Below are 14,404 nucleotides of genomic sequence, written 5' to 3' on the forward strand. Positions count from 1 at the left end.
AATATCTATTGTGTAAACCTCTACCTTATATTATAAACCTAATCGATACGCATTGAATGAATCAACATTGAACGTTCCTCCTTTACTATAAAAACACATACGGTTGTATGGTTCCGATGGAAAAACCAGATTCGTCATTGCTATTTTTCCTCCATTCAGGAATATTTCTACAGAACACTTATCAATAAAGATATCCAAAGCGTATTTATTTTCTTTTTTTATCGGCGCCCAGGTAGCTAATGCGAAATCATCGATATAATTGATCGAAGTCGTCTTTCTACGGTCATGAGCTTCTATTTCATGAGGGACGCTATTCTTTCCGAAATCTACGATACCACTTTTCGTCCGGTCCATTACCAGTCTTTTTTCAGGAAGATTGAAATAGATATCTACCTTTTCACCTTTATCATTAAAAAGACTGAAGCCCATAATCTCCGCTTTGCCGGTAGTAATCTCCAATGCTAATTCATAAGCTCCGTTATTATCAGTCAGTAAAGAATCAATATGATAATCATTGGATACGGTGAAAGAAGGAATCTCCTTGTTTTCTTTCCGCAAAGTTTTCGTCTCTGCCACCGGAGCCGCCGAAAGATAAAGCTCACCGTCTTGTGTATAAAGTCCCAACTCACGCGGTAAAGCATTGGCACTACGGAATTGCTTTGTCGGAACAATATTGCAATATTGCCAGTTACTCATCCAAGGTATGACAACCGTCCGATCACTTGTGTTCGAAAAACAGACCGTAGCATAATGATCCTTTCCCCAATCCAGCCATTTCGTGACATTTGGCTGATTGTCACAAATAAATTTCGTTCCGTCAAAGTTTCCTGTAAAGTACTGGGTTGCACTCCCTCCGAAATAGCATCCCGGATTCACGTTTACTATCAACGCCCATTTCTTACGATTTATGTCTCCATCTATCGGAAGTTCCACCATATCCGGACATTCAAACTGACAAGGTTGCACTCCGTACCCTTCTCCGAAACTGCTCATATAATTCCAGTCTTTCAGATTCTTAGAGTCATAAAAACGCATTTCCTTATCGGCAGAAACAATCATAACCCACTTATCTTCCGGTTCATACCGGAAAACTTTCGGATCGCGGAAATCTTTCAAACCGTCAGAAGGACAAAGGATGGGATTCTTCTCGTATTTAGTAAATGTCCGTCCGTTATCTTTGCTAAAAGCAAGACATTGGATCTGCCCGTTTTTGTCACTAGCAGAAGTATAAAAAGCCAGAATACTCCCCGCTCCATAGCCAGCCACATTCTCCTTATCAACAACAGAACTGCCGGAAAAGATATGTCCCAATGTATCACGGGCAATAGCCGGAGGCAAGTGTTCCCAATGCACAAGATCTCTGCTGACGGAATGTCCCCAATGCATATTTCCCCATTTGGAACCGTAAGGGTTGTATTGAAAGTACAAATGATATTCTCCATCTTTATAGACCAACCCGTTGGCATCATTCATCCAACCATACAGAGGAGTATGGTGATAAACTGGACGAAACTTATCTGTATTGGCTGTATCAAATGTATCAGATAGTTTGATTTCTTTCCAGCAAAGTGCATCCTTTGATTTATTACGCACACGTACGGTAGCAGTCTTTGCTCCGGCAGGTAAGGCAAGCGGAACAAAATAGTCCACTTTTGTCTGTGCCAGACGAATATCCATATCGGTATCTGTAGCCTCTCCTGTATCCAGAAGAACCTGACTTTCCATTGCTTCCTCTTCTATAGGAAGCAATATATAATTAGCCGGATAGGTGATGTGAATGACAGTCAGGCTATCACCTTTCTGTTCCAAAGTCAACTTGCTTTTAGTTGTATGGCAATAAGTCAGTCCGTAAGAAACTGCTAATGCAAGTGCCGCACCTTTACATAGTTTTATCCAAGGGGTTGTTTTCATGGCAACAAAGTATTCCTGATTTACACAAGCTTTTAATCAAAATAGATGAAGGCAAAGATAGGGGGTATATTCACCTTCGTCTATAAACTTTGTTTCAAAGGGTATCAATTTTGATACATCACTTCATATTCTTTCGTTCATTGCATGAATAAAGACGGATTGCCTTTTTGTTTTCCTGAATTTATTTTTCTACTTTTGAAGCAAATCTTTATTCTTCTACTTATGCCAGCAAATAGAAATGCTCTAATCCGTTATAAAACGATTGACAACTGTCTGCGTAATCCGTATCGACGCTGGACATTGGAAGACTTGGTAGACGCCTGTTCAGATGCTCTTTATGAATATGAAGGCATTGATAAAGGGATAAGCAAACGGACGGCACAAATGGACATACAGATGATGCGTAGCGAGAAGTTAGGCTATAATGCTCCGATTGTGGTGTACGAGAATAAATACTATAAATATGAAGATCCGGAATACAGTATCACACAAACCCCACTGAACGAACAAGACCTGAAAATGATGTCGGAAGCAGTGGAAGTGCTGCGACAATTTAAAGGTTTCTCCTATTTCACGGAAATGAGCGAGATTATCAATCGCCTGGAAGACCATGTTGCTTCTGCCCGGATGAAAACCACTCCTGTCATTGACTTTGAAAAGAATGAATCGTTGAAAGGACTGGATTATCTGGACACCATCTATCATGCGATTGTCAACGAGCACCCGATACAACTCAAATATCGTTCGTTCAAAGCACGTTCGGCAAACAGCTTTATTTTCTATCCTTATCTATTAAAAGAATATCGCAACCGATGGTTCGTTTATGGGGTCAGAGGAAACGGACGAATATTGCAGAATTTAGCTTTGGACAGAATACAATCATTGGAAGTTCTGCCACAAGAACACTATATCAAAAATACATTCTTCGATCCGAATACGTTCTTCGACGACCTGGTAGGTGTCACCAAAAACTCCGGAAGCGTAGCGGAGAAAGTTGGCTTCAAAGTAGCGGCAGCCGAAGCACCTTACATCATAACCAAGCCTATACATCGCAGTCAACAACTGGTGGAAAGGCTACCTGACGGAAGCGTCATACTGGAAATTGAAGTCGTAATCAACCACGAGTTAGAACGGGTATTCTTCGGATATGTCGACGGAATAGAAATTCTTTATCCTAAAACATTGGTAGAATTAATGAGTCGGAAATTGGAAAAGGCTGCCAAGCAATATACTAAGTCAAAGTGAAAATAAAGCTTTCGCACATTCGTACCCTTCCTGATAAAACTCTGTCAGCTTTTGCACATCTTTTTCTATACGGTCTACAGCTACAGGTTTCAAAGGACGGATAACGACAATCTTCCCTTCATCTTCCATACGTTCCACCATTTCCAGCTGTTCATTATAAACAGCGCACCGGCAACTTAACGCTTCACGCAACTTCGGATATTTCCGGTATACAAACGAAGGGATACGAATGTCTTTCGAATCTTTCCGATATCCCCGGTTACGGGTAAGTACCACGACATTTCTCTTACAGCCATCCGCAATAGCTCTTTGCAGAGGGATGGAATCTACAATTCCTCCATCGAGCATAGGAACCTCGTCTACATAAGTGATAGGACACACAAAAGGGAGACTGCTGGATGCACGAACAATATCGATCACCCTGCTACTGTCTTTTTTCTCTTCGAAATAATTGGCTTCTCCCGTAATGCAATTAGTAGTCACCATCACGAAACGTTCCGGTGAAGCAAAATATGTTTCATAATCATAAGGAAGAATGTGTTCGGGAAATTCTTTGAACAATAGATCGAAATCCAAAATATTACGCTTTTTGAGCAAATGTTTCAGACCGATATAGTTGTACTTCTCCAACAGGTCAATATTGCTGTATTTGGCACGTCCCCGTTGCCGCGATGCATACGACAATCCGTTGCACGCACCGGCAGACACTCCTATCGTATAGGGAAACCGGATATCATGATCCATAAAGTAATCAAGTACACCGCAGGTAAATACTCCACGCATTCCCCCGCCTTCCAACACTAATCCCGTAGATTCGTCAATTTTCAAGTCCTTCATTTTTATCTCCCGCATTCTTATTCCGGCGGATCACCAGCAGAGATGACAATTCTCGTATCACAGCCTCATCCTCGGATAATTTCGTATAAGAAAGATGACTCATTATCAATAGTCCGTCTTTCTCTTTAGTCACTAAATCTTCAACTCCTTCAAACCATACTATAATCATTTGTCCCGGATAACGTGCCTGCAAATCATCAATACATCCGCGAAACTCCTCATCGTCCGTATCAAAGAGGAAAAGACGTATCGAATGCCCGTTCTGCAACATCTTCTCCAGATACGAAAAAAGAAATGCATCAATCATTCCACCAAGTACGAAACTAACCATTGCGCCTTCCCGATACTGACGATTGACAAATACAGCTACCGGACACTTCACCTGCTCCATAATATCATCAATCTTATCCCGGAAAAGCGTTAACCACAAAATAGCCCCCGGAGTCCCCGGCATATCCGTACGGTAATGGCTCCCGGCTCCCAAAAGCAGCATATCAGGATGTTCTTTACGGACAAAATGAATGATTTCCTGTACAAGTTTGTCCGTCACCCGATAATGGTTATCCACCTGAATATTCAATTTCACTGCCTGTTGATTGAGCAAAGCAAAACTCTCGCTGGCATAATGCTCGGCATTCAACGGATTCAAATCCGTGCCTACCGTATAGTGTGCCGCAATCAAATGATTTTTCCTCAACTGCTTCCCAAATAACAAACTATAAATGGAAAGCAATACACGCCCGGATTCCGGACGTCCGAAACAAAATATCAATTTATGCTTCAAAGATAACTTTTCTTCGCGACGTACGAAAATATGTTCCACCAAATGAAGCAAAGGAGTAGTCATAAAGGTCGTAACTAACGCCATAATGACCAAAATTACGAATATAGACGGGGGAAGAACTCCCATTTCATAACCGATATTCAAAGCGACAAGCTCCATCAATCCCCGTGTATTCATCAATGTCCCTATCGTCAAACTATCCTTCCACGATTCACCCACCAGACGGGCAGCGATGGCACACCCACCCAGTTTGCCGGCAACAGCAACCGTCACCAACAGCAGACATACCATCCACAACTCCGGACTGTTTATCAAACCGATTTCCGTACGTAACCCGGTGAAAGCAAAGAATAAAGGTAAAAAGAAGACTAAAGATATATCTTCCACTTTTTCCATCATCACCTTCCGGAAACCCAAATTGGACGGCATCACCACCCCTGCCATAAAAGCTCCGAACAGGGCATGAATACCGATAATCTCCGTCAGACAGGAGGAAATAATAAGAATGAGCAGAATAAATGCTACAAATGTTTTATTAATAACTTCCCGATTGGCATATACCTCTCCTACCTTCTTCAAAAACGGACGAACGACCAAAAACATGACTGCAATATACACAACTGCCAGTCCAACTGAATATAGTGCACTGGCAAAACTTCCCGCTTTGGAGATAGCGATAACTACTGCCAACAGACACCAGGCCGTCACATCGTCATTGGCCGCGGAAGCAATAGTCAGCGTGCCTAAAGGAGTCTTAGTCATATTCCGTTCCTGAATGATACGCGCCAATACCGGAAAGGCGGTGATACTCATAGAAATACCTATAAACAGAGCAAATGGAAGGAATGGAGTCTGGTCGGCGGCATATTCTTCATACACCCAGTAAGAAGACAAAATACCCAGAAAGAAAGGAACCAAAATTCCGGCATGACTAATCACCAGCGTTTCATTGATCTTATTTTTCAGCACACTGAAATCCAGCTCCATACCGATGACAAACATGAAAAGTATCAGTCCCACCTGACTCAATAATTCAAGATTGGTAAGCGAGTGAGCCGGAAAAAGAAAATGAAAAGCATCCGGAAAGAAAAAGCCGAGCACGGAAGGTCCCAACACGATACCGGCAACAATCTCACCAATCACTCCCGGTTGCCCGATCAGGCTAAATAAATAGCCAAAAAGACGCACCATCACCAATACAGCTATAATCTGAATCAATAAGGTAGAGAGCGGATGATGAATATTGTCCTGTATAAACTGAAGAAATAGGCTGAAAGGGTCTCCCTGTGCCACGTTATGCGCATTTATCGCATAGTGCGAAAACCGGTCACCCTCTTCAATAGCGACATAAATCAACCCTCCAAACAGGAGCAACATCAATACATAAATGACATAATTCTTCCGGGCCCTATTCCGCATAAACTCTATTTTTACGATTTGTGCATATTTATTATAAAAACAAACGAAAAAGGCAGATAGTTTGGCAAAAAGAATAAATTCTCAAACAAAATCTTGTTTTTTTGCTTTAATCTATGTAACTTTAGGCTAACTTAATTGTTTAAGGAGGAAAAAAATTAAAAAGTCCTGCCCGCAGGCAAGCACCATGAGAATACAGTTTGAGATTAAAGAAAATTTGCCGGAAATTATCGAAGAGATCTTACACTCTGATAAGTGGCAAACTTCCGTGAAGGAAGAACTTAGCGGTCGGACGACCGTTGTGATCCGTGACCAAGCGTATGGTTCAGAAGCTACCATTGAAATTTATGCTACATCTATTGAAATCAAAACTGCCTGGTCTAAGTACTCCTATCGTATATTTGTAGCCAACGATATCGTATGGTGCGAATATAACGGTGCCTATCGTGGTCTGTTGGAACAAGTGCTCCTACCTACTATCACTCCTAAAGAAAACCTGCTCAATTCTGACGTAACTGAAAGTTCGCTTTATGGAAATGAGCATAAGAAATTGAGGGAGTATGCAGAAGATAATTTGAAACTGAAACAATTCCGCCGGGAAAACTTCAATGAGCAGAAGAATGGAACCGCACCATTCGATCATCCCAAGCGGGTGTATGATGAGTTTATCAAAGAAGATTATGTAGTTGCACCCAAAGAAGAAGAGAAGAAATAATCTGTACTTAATGCTTTAGTTTGTGCCATCGTATTGGCACAACAGTGCCACCATGTTGACACTATCGTGCCAATGAGGTGGCATGACTGTGCCAACATGGTGGCATTAATACACTACTCCCAAGTTATCCAGGTCAGCCTTTGATATGGCAAATTCATTTCCGGCTTTAATTCGTTCCAGCACTAAATTTCCGATACATTGGGCATCTTGCACCGATTGAAAAGGCCTTTTCCCGGATACAACCGGGATAAAAGGCTGAACGATTATCAAACGCTCTCTCTCATAAATCTTATAACCGTATCCACTACCTTCAATCTGGGTTACTTCCAGCCGATATATGTTTATCGAATGCATATACCCATATATGATTCCCACTAAAAGCAGCAAGACAAAGCAACTAATACCTATTATTTTTTTATTTCTCTTCATATTCATAAGGCTTCAACTCCCAAGTATCATCGTAATAATAAGTAGAAGCTCCTCCCGTAGCTATAATTCCCCGTTTTCCAGTAGAAAAGCATACGGCTTTCGAGCGTGTACTTCCTTCGAAATCTGTCAAATCTTCCCCATCCCAGAGGTCTGTCAGAGGGTCGTAAATCCAATAATTGGAACGATAACTACCACCAGCAGTCTGCCCCGCAGCAATGTATCCTTTACCGTCGATCACGAAAGCACAAGCATAAGAACGGACGATAGAAGTGTAATCGTCGTCATAATCATCATCACTCTTATCGTAAAGTTCACGCAATTCTTTCCAAGTACCCGTTGCCGGATTAAAACACCAGAAATCCGTCACATCCGAACCGTTATTTTCACCGCCGCAGATATAAGCTATATCATCTATGACGAAGGCCATACCGCCCATTCTCTTCTGTCCGCCAAATCCACTCATGGCTGTCCATTCTCCTTTATCTCCCACCGACGGGTCGAACTTCCAGAAATCCTTTTGATAATTATCGTTGTAACCTGTACCCAGATACCCATACTGACCAATGCCGAAAGAAAGCGCATAATACCGTTTACCATAGATATTAGTCCCATCAGTTCCATCCGGAATAGAAGCCATCTCCTTCCAGGAATTCGTGGCAGGATCATACTGCCAGCAATCATTCAGATAATCCTTTTTTGTCGCATCGTAACCAGTAGCAATATATCCTTTGGTACCTACTGCAAAACCTGTAGCTGCATTCCGGGCTGGAGCTGCATCGGGCATTGATGTACACTGTGTCCACGAATTAGCCTCAATGTCATACGCCCAACAATCTTTCAAACGGTCTTTGGTACTCCCCCGGTATCCGGTGCAGAGGTACCCTACGTTACCAATCGTAAAACCAGCTGCGTCCGTACGCGCCACACCATCAAAATCAGAACGGCGATACCACACACCTGCCGTATATTCAGTATCATCCGTACATGCCGCCAATGAAAGCAGCACCACCATCATGCAAAGTAATTTATTCATTTTCGTATTCATAAATATGTCGTTGATTACAACCGCAAATGTAGGCGGCAACGGGCACGCATAAAAAAACTATCGACAAATACAGACATTCTATCTACCAACAAAATTCAGGTCGACAAATACAGAGATTTAGTCGATAGTTTTTTGGAGGACTATTTAAAACCTCTTCTTTTGCCGCTACAAAACCAATTTCATTTTTACTACATGAAGTCAATCATACTACTTTTTTCATTCTTTATATCTCTTTCTTTTTTCGCTTGTGTAGACGATTCATCGTCCATAGGAGCGAAATGGGTACAAAGTTCATTTCTCAACGAACAGATGGACACTTGTACGGTATTACTTAGTACAGTATTAAGCGACTCCATAGCCACTTCGGGAGATACGGTTTGCCAGATAGGATACCGTGACGACAACTTATGGGGGAAAATTACCGCCTCTTTTTACGCAGAGTATGAAGTACCTTCCTATTCTTTTGATGAAAACATCCAATATGAGTTCGACTCGATCACCATACGCCTGTATTCTTCGGGCAATTACCTGGGAGATACACTAAAAACCCAACGCATTCATCTGCATGAACTGACAAAGAATATAGAACTGGACGATAGAGGGTACCTATACAACACTACTACTGCCTATTACAACGAAACTCCACTGGCATCTTTCGACTTTCGTCCTACTCCGGGCTCACCGAGCGAAGAACTGGAAATACGATTGCCGGATGCATGGGGAGAAGAATGGTTCAACTTGATGCTGAATGATGGCCGATGGGTACAATCTCAGGATTTCTTCCATGATTATTTCAAGGGAATTGCTTTTATACCCGATGCAAATGACGCTTGTATCAGCGGATTTCAAGTCAACGACTCCAGTATGTGCATCACGGTCTACTATCACCAGATTACGGAAACACTGAACGAAAAAACACTGGTTTTCAATACAAGCAGCACACTGACTTACAACAAAATAGAACAAGACCGCTCAAACATCCCGATAGCCAACCTGCAAAGTGGGGACGGCAATGAATACTCTTCCGGAAAAAGCGAGCATCAGGTCTACCTGCAGGGAATGACAGGTATGTATGTCACCATCGACTTCCCACATTTAAATAATCTCTGCGAAAAAGGAGAGCTTGTGACTATCGAGAGCGCAACGTTACAGTTATATCCGGTAAAAGGAACTTATGACGGCATGTACCCGTTGCCCAAAAGCCTGGCTCTCTACACCGCCAACAATGAAAATGTGACGCAAAGTGTAATCACCGACCTCACCGGGAGTTCCGTACAAAGCGGAAATCTAGTAGTCGACGAGATGTCTTATGAGGAGACTTATTACTCTTTTGACATCACCTCTTTCCTGCAAACAAACCTGGGAACTACCGGATATGATCGTCAGAAACTACAATTATTTCTTCCGGACAACTTGTTCTATACCACACTTCAAGGCGTTATTTTCGGCGACGGAGAACATACCGCCAATAAAAAGAATACCAAACTTATCATACTTTACAAAACTTATCAACAATGAAAAAGATTTTGTTTTGCCTTCTGGCATTCTATACTCCTGTCTCTATAGTTATTGCACAAAATACAACGAACTCCCCTACTTCCATGTTCGGACTGGGAGAACTTTCTACCGGGGAAGGCGGGCAATATGCCGGACTGGGCGGCACAGGCATTGCATTGCGAGGAAATAATTTCCTTAACAATGCCAATCCGGCTTCACTCACAGAGTTGACCGAACAACGCTTCCAGATCGATGCCGGTATCATGGGAGCATACCAGATTTATTCACAACGAGGAGCAAGTAACCGTTCCGTCACCGGAAATCTGAATAACCTAAGTATCGGCTGCCGGATTATGCCACGCTGGTATGGAGCAATTTTCATGGCTCCCGTCAGCAGTGTGGGATATGCCATCACGCTGGATGAAGAAGTGGCAGGCACCAATGGAGGTACTATCTCTTCTCTCTTTCAGGGTGAAGGAGGACTTTCCAAGATGGGTATCAGCACGGCTTACCTTTTCGGAAAAAGATTTTCTGTCGGCACCAATCTTTCTTATGTGACGGGGACCATCACACAAACGGAGACACAAGGTACTGCCACAGAAGAAACCAGCTCCTACAAACATACTTTTTATGCGGATTTCGGTGTACAGTATAAATGGGCTATAGACCGCGAACGTTCTTTCGTTGCCGGTGCCGTATATGGTTACTCGCAGGATTTTAAGCAGGATAATAACTTATACGTTAGTAGCAGTTCGGGAGGAGATGATATTGAAAAAAGCCTGAAACGCTATCGCCAATGTCTTCCTCAATTCTTTGGGCTCGGAGCTTCCTACAACACTCTACGTTGGATGGCAACCATCGACTACAAATATGTGGACTGGAGCCGGATGCAATCTTCCCAATCCAATGTCAGTTTTGAGAATCAACACCGGTTATCAGTCGGTGGAAGATATACATTGGGCAATGTCTATCGTAATCCGGTCAGCATCCTATTGGGAACAGGTATTAATAATTCCTATATCGTCATTCAAAAGAAAAAGGCAACCGAATATTACGTCAGTACCGGACTTAACTTCGGATTGCGCAATAACAACGTCCTTTCTATCGGATTGAAATATAAAGGCCAGATGAAAATTCCTAACGGCATGCAAAAAGAAAACAGCCTTTCCCTGTTCCTGAATATTACTTTCTCCGAGCGAACTTACCGCGCCAAGATACAATAAAATGTCATTAAACGGAAGTCATTAAGATAGCTGTCCATTTGAAAAAAGAGAAAACTTTGTGAAACTCTGTGTTACTCTGTGGTGAAACTTTCCTATATTTGTAGCCAAAACAATTTAATATTAATTTCATAGGAATGAAAAAGACAATCCTTATTGCTGCTTTAGGCCTGTTCAGCCTAAGTGTTATGGCACAAGATGCAAAACCTGAAGAAGGTTTTGTTTTCACGACAGTGAAAGAAAATCCGATAACTTCTATCAAGAACCAAAATCGTTCGAGTACTTGCTGGAGTTTCTCAACTCTCGGATTTGTTGAATCAGAACTACTTCGTTTAGGTAAAGGTGAATACGACCTGTCTGAAATGTTTGTTGTACACAAAACGATGCAGGATCGCGGAGTAAACTATGTACGTTATCACGGTGACAGTTCTTTCTCTCCGGGTGGAAGTTTTTATGATGTAATGTATTGCATCAAGAATTATGGTATCGTTCCGCAAGAAGTGATGCCGGGTATTATGTATGGTGATACGCTGCCGGTACATAATGAGCTGGATGCTGTTGCTTCCGGTTATATCAATGCGATTGCAAAAGGTAAATTAAGCAAACTGACTCCGGTATGGAAAAACGGACTAAGTGCCATTTATGACACTTACCTAGGAGCATGTCCGGAGAAGTTCACCTACAAAGGCAAAGAATATACTCCGAAGACTTTTGCCGAATCACTGGGATTGAACTATAACGACTATGTATCACTGACTTCTTATACACACCATCCGTTCTATTCTCAATTCGCCATCGAAATTCAGGATAACTGGCGTAATGGTCTGTCTTACAACCTGCCTATCGAAGAACTGATGGCTGTTATGGACAATGCTGTAAAGAAAGGCTATACCTTTGCATGGGGTAGCGATGTCAGCGAACAAGGATTCTCACGTGACGGTATCGCCGTAATGCCAGATGCAGCCAAAGAATCTGAACTGTCCGGTTCAGACATGGCCCGTTGGACAGGATTGACTGCCGCCGACAAACGCAGAGAACTATTCACCAAACCTTTCCCTGAAAAGGATATTACCCAGGAAATGCGTCAAGTTGCTTTTGACAACTGGGAAACAACAGACGACCACGGAATGGTAATCTACGGCATCGCTAAAGACCAGAACGGAAAAGAATACTTCATGGTGAAAAACTCTTGGGGTAAATCAGGCAAATATGATGGTATCTGGTATGCTTCCAAAGCATTCGTTGCCTACAAGACAATGAATATCCTGGTGTATAAAGATGCACTTCCTAAAGAAATTGCCAAAAAACTGGGAATTAAATAATTATTTAAGAAAGGCTTAATTTCCCAATGTATTCCGTAAATTTCTCCTTATAATTATCACCGACAGGAATATAAGTATTCTTATCAAAGATAATGCGAAGACGGGAAACTTCGGTAATCTTGCGAAGATTGACAATATAAGAACGGTGGACCCGCATGAAATGCGTGGGAAGCCGTTCTTCCATTTTCTGGAGGCTGGCAAGCGTTATTACAGGCTTGTCCTCTCCTTCCACAAAGATACGCACATACTCACTCATCCCCTCAATATAGCGGATATTCTTCACATCGATGCGAACCACTCTGTAATCGCTCTTCACGAATAATGAATCTCCTTTTATCTGCGAAGCATTTCCTATTTCACCCTGTTGTTCCAACAAACGATATTCAAATTGCCTGCGGGCTTTATCCGCCGCTTTCAATAAATCCTGGAACTCAAACGGTTTCAGCAGATAATCTACGGCATCCAGTTTGAAACCCTCTACCGCATATTCAGAATAAGCAGTAGTGAAAATCACCAACGGACGGTTCACCAAAGAACGTATGAAATCCAATCCGTTCAAATCGGGCATATTAATATCCACAAAGATCAAATCAACCTCCTCTTCGGACAATATCTTCATTGCCTCGAACGCATCCTGGCATGACTTTACCAAAGACAAAAAAGGTATCTGGGATATATAATCCGACAACTGCGTCAATGCTAACGGCTCATCATCTATTGCTATACATTTCATTCTAATAAAGGTATAATAAGTAAGACATCAAATTTATGTTCCTCTTCGGTAATGGAAAGCGTATAATCATTGCCAAATAAAAGCCTCAACCGCTTACGGATATTCTCGAGTCCGATGCCATGATGCTGTTCGTCAGCCGAACCATTATTGCTGTTGGAACAACGGAATGAAAGCCGGTTGCCCTCATCCAACTGTATCAAGACATGAATAAAAGACTCGCTCCGATAACTGACTCCATGCTTAAAAGCATTTTCCACAAAAGAGACAAAAAGCAAAGGAGGAATCTGCACTTCGGGCACTTCGGCCGGAAAATCCATCTGAATAGATACTTTGTTGGTATAGCGCAAACTCATCAGGGCAATGTAATTTTTAAGAAACTGAACCTCACGTGAAAGCAAAATCGTTTTATTACTCGCTTCATAAAGCACATAACGCATCAGTTTAGAGAGTTCCACAATCGTACTTTTCGCTTTCCCCGTATCAATATCCACCAACGCATGAATATTATTGAGCGTATTCATGAAGAAATGAGGATTAATCTGATATTTCAAATACTGCAGTTCCGACTGCAAACGTTGATGTTCCAGTTCCTTCAGCATTTCTTCATCACGGAAAGATTTAAAGAAAAGTTTGATGGCGATATTGAACCCTACCATCAAAAAGGCAATGATGAAATGAATAAGATAGCGGAGCACAAAAGGAGGATAAGGAAAAGGAGTCGGTTTTGGAAATCTTCCGGGACCATTTGGATCTCCCATTCCCCTAGGACGTTGTTCGGGATTGGATTCATGCCAATGCACATCCCCTTCCTCCCTCGCCTTTTCTCTCGTCTTAATAATCTGGTCCCTCCGGTTCTCCTTCATACGGAGAGGCAACTCTCCTCGCTTGAAATCTTTGGGGAAATGATTGGCAGAAGGAAACGGAGAAAGCCAACAAATCATTCCTATTACAAAAATCAACGAAACAGTATATTGCCAGTACCTTTTCTTAAAAAGAAAATAGGGAACCAGCCCATAATTATTCAACAGGAAAAGCACGAAAAAAGGAAGGATACTCAACCATGATTCGCGGATCACCATACGGGTTTCCTCCCGTTCAAGTCCTCCACTCATGGCAAAGTATCCGCCTATCAGCGGAAGAAGAAATATTACGATCCAGATAGCTCCGTAAATACTCTGCTCCAGCACGTGTTGTTTACGCAGTCTTTTCATGCCTCATTGCTTCTGATTATCGAAACAAAGATAAAACCG

12 protein-coding genes are annotated in these 14,404 nt (G+C 42.1%); 5 read left to right on the forward strand and 7 right to left on the reverse strand.

Annotated elements, in window-relative coordinates; all coding sequences use genetic code 11:
• Nucleotides 1-30: 30 nt before the first annotated feature.
• A complete protein-coding gene (locus tag N5O98_RS11650; RefSeq protein WP_022199805.1) occupies nucleotides 31-1,911 on the reverse strand; it encodes a DUF4980 domain-containing protein in 1,881 nt (626 codons plus the stop codon).
• A gap of 222 nt (nucleotides 1,912-2,133) precedes the next feature.
• On the opposite strand from N5O98_RS11650, the gene N5O98_RS11655 reads away from it, so the two are divergent.
• Entirely contained in the window at nucleotides 2,134-3,156 is a 1,023-nt protein-coding gene (locus N5O98_RS11655; RefSeq protein ID WP_022199806.1) for a helix-turn-helix transcriptional regulator, read from the forward strand.
• Here N5O98_RS11655 and N5O98_RS11660 read toward each other — a convergent pair.
• Both N5O98_RS11660 and N5O98_RS11665 read right to left on the reverse strand, forming a co-directional pair.
• Nucleotides 3,148-3,993: a patatin-like phospholipase family protein gene (locus N5O98_RS11660; RefSeq protein WP_008774817.1), complete on the reverse strand. Its 846-nt coding sequence runs from the start codon at nucleotides 3,991-3,993 to the stop codon at nucleotides 3,148-3,150. The genes N5O98_RS11655 and N5O98_RS11660 overlap by 9 nt on opposite strands.
• Complete coding sequence (locus N5O98_RS11665) at nucleotides 3,974-6,196, reverse strand: cation:proton antiporter (RefSeq protein WP_004311747.1); 2,223 nt, start codon at nucleotides 6,194-6,196, stop codon at nucleotides 3,974-3,976. The genes N5O98_RS11660 and N5O98_RS11665 overlap by 20 nt, the downstream gene beginning before the upstream one ends.
• Nucleotides 6,197-6,380: 184 nt before the next feature.
• Here N5O98_RS11665 and N5O98_RS11670 point away from each other — a divergent pair, with 184 nt between their 5' ends.
• A complete protein-coding gene (locus N5O98_RS11670) occupies nucleotides 6,381-6,908 on the forward strand; it encodes a hypothetical protein (RefSeq protein ID WP_004307123.1) in 528 nt (175 codons plus the stop codon).
• A gap of 105 nt (nucleotides 6,909-7,013) precedes the next feature.
• On the opposite strand, the gene N5O98_RS11675 is transcribed toward N5O98_RS11670, so the two are convergent.
• Entirely contained in the window at nucleotides 7,014-7,343 is a 330-nt protein-coding gene (locus tag N5O98_RS11675; protein ID WP_004321609.1) for a DUF4907 domain-containing protein, read from the reverse strand.
• The gene (locus tag N5O98_RS11680; RefSeq protein ID WP_004301004.1) at nucleotides 7,324-8,382 is read right to left on the reverse strand and encodes a Kelch repeat-containing protein; all 1,059 of its coding nucleotides are present in this window, start codon (nucleotides 8,380-8,382) and stop codon (nucleotides 7,324-7,326) included. The genes N5O98_RS11675 and N5O98_RS11680 overlap by 20 nt, the downstream gene beginning before the upstream one ends.
• 192 nt (nucleotides 8,383-8,574) lie before the next feature.
• Here N5O98_RS11680 and N5O98_RS11685 point away from each other — a divergent pair, with 192 nt between their 5' ends.
• From N5O98_RS11685 to N5O98_RS11695, 3 genes are all read left to right on the forward strand, one after another.
• Nucleotides 8,575-9,900 (forward strand): DUF4270 family protein, encoded by a 1,326-nt coding sequence (locus N5O98_RS11685; RefSeq protein WP_004327062.1) that lies wholly within the window; start codon nucleotides 8,575-8,577, stop codon nucleotides 9,898-9,900.
• Nucleotides 9,897-11,102, forward strand: a complete 1,206-nt coding sequence (locus N5O98_RS11690) for a hypothetical protein (RefSeq protein WP_004307127.1) — start codon at nucleotides 9,897-9,899, stop codon at nucleotides 11,100-11,102. Before N5O98_RS11685 ends, N5O98_RS11690 begins: the two co-directional genes overlap by 4 nt.
• Nucleotides 11,103-11,236: 134 nt before the next feature.
• Nucleotides 11,237-12,421: an aminopeptidase C gene (locus N5O98_RS11695; RefSeq protein WP_004311751.1), complete on the forward strand. Its 1,185-nt coding sequence runs from the start codon at nucleotides 11,237-11,239 to the stop codon at nucleotides 12,419-12,421.
• Nucleotides 12,422-12,425: 4 nt separating this feature from the next.
• On the opposite strand, the gene N5O98_RS11700 is transcribed toward N5O98_RS11695, so the two are convergent.
• Nucleotides 12,426-13,154 (reverse strand): LytR/AlgR family response regulator transcription factor, encoded by a 729-nt coding sequence (locus N5O98_RS11700; RefSeq protein WP_004311752.1) that lies wholly within the window; start codon nucleotides 13,152-13,154, stop codon nucleotides 12,426-12,428.
• The gene (locus N5O98_RS11705) at nucleotides 13,151-14,365 is read right to left on the reverse strand and encodes a sensor histidine kinase (protein WP_004311753.1); all 1,215 of its coding nucleotides are present in this window, start codon (nucleotides 14,363-14,365) and stop codon (nucleotides 13,151-13,153) included. Before N5O98_RS11705 ends, N5O98_RS11700 begins: the two co-directional genes overlap by 4 nt.
• Nucleotides 14,366-14,404 lie beyond the last annotated feature (39 nt).

It is taken from the genome of Bacteroides sp. LFL-34, assembly GCF_027257075.1.
In the GTDB taxonomy this organism is placed as follows: domain Bacteria; phylum Bacteroidota; class Bacteroidia; order Bacteroidales; family Bacteroidaceae; genus Bacteroides; species Bacteroides ovatus.

What these genes read in the sequence shown, in the direction of transcription:
- N5O98_RS11650 (WP_022199805.1), bottom strand. Translation starts at nt 1,911, where the DNA reads ATGAAAACAACCCCTTGGATAAAACTATGTAAAGGTGCGGCACTTGCA.
- N5O98_RS11655 (WP_022199806.1), top strand. Translation starts at nt 2,134, where the DNA reads ATGCCAGCAAATAGAAATGCTCTAATCCGTTATAAAACGATTGACAAC.
- N5O98_RS11660 (WP_008774817.1), bottom strand. Translation starts at nt 3,993, where the DNA reads ATGAAGGACTTGAAAATTGACGAATCTACGGGATTAGTGTTGGAAGGC.
- N5O98_RS11665 (WP_004311747.1), bottom strand. Translation starts at nt 6,196, where the DNA reads ATGCGGAATAGGGCCCGGAAGAATTATGTCATTTATGTATTGATGTTG.
- N5O98_RS11670 (WP_004307123.1), top strand. Translation starts at nt 6,381, where the DNA reads ATGAGAATACAGTTTGAGATTAAAGAAAATTTGCCGGAAATTATCGAA.
- N5O98_RS11675 (WP_004321609.1), bottom strand. Translation starts at nt 7,343, where the DNA reads ATGAATATGAAGAGAAATAAAAAAATAATAGGTATTAGTTGCTTTGTC.
- N5O98_RS11680 (WP_004301004.1), bottom strand. Translation starts at nt 8,382, where the DNA reads ATGAATACGAAAATGAATAAATTACTTTGCATGATGGTGGTGCTGCTT.
- N5O98_RS11685 (WP_004327062.1), top strand. Translation starts at nt 8,575, where the DNA reads ATGAAGTCAATCATACTACTTTTTTCATTCTTTATATCTCTTTCTTTT.
- N5O98_RS11690 (WP_004307127.1), top strand. Translation starts at nt 9,897, where the DNA reads ATGAAAAAGATTTTGTTTTGCCTTCTGGCATTCTATACTCCTGTCTCT.
- N5O98_RS11695 (WP_004311751.1), top strand. Translation starts at nt 11,237, where the DNA reads ATGAAAAAGACAATCCTTATTGCTGCTTTAGGCCTGTTCAGCCTAAGT.
- N5O98_RS11700 (WP_004311752.1), bottom strand. Translation starts at nt 13,154, where the DNA reads ATGAAATGTATAGCAATAGATGATGAGCCGTTAGCATTGACGCAGTTG.
- N5O98_RS11705 (WP_004311753.1), bottom strand. Translation starts at nt 14,365, where the DNA reads ATGAAAAGACTGCGTAAACAACACGTGCTGGAGCAGAGTATTTACGGA.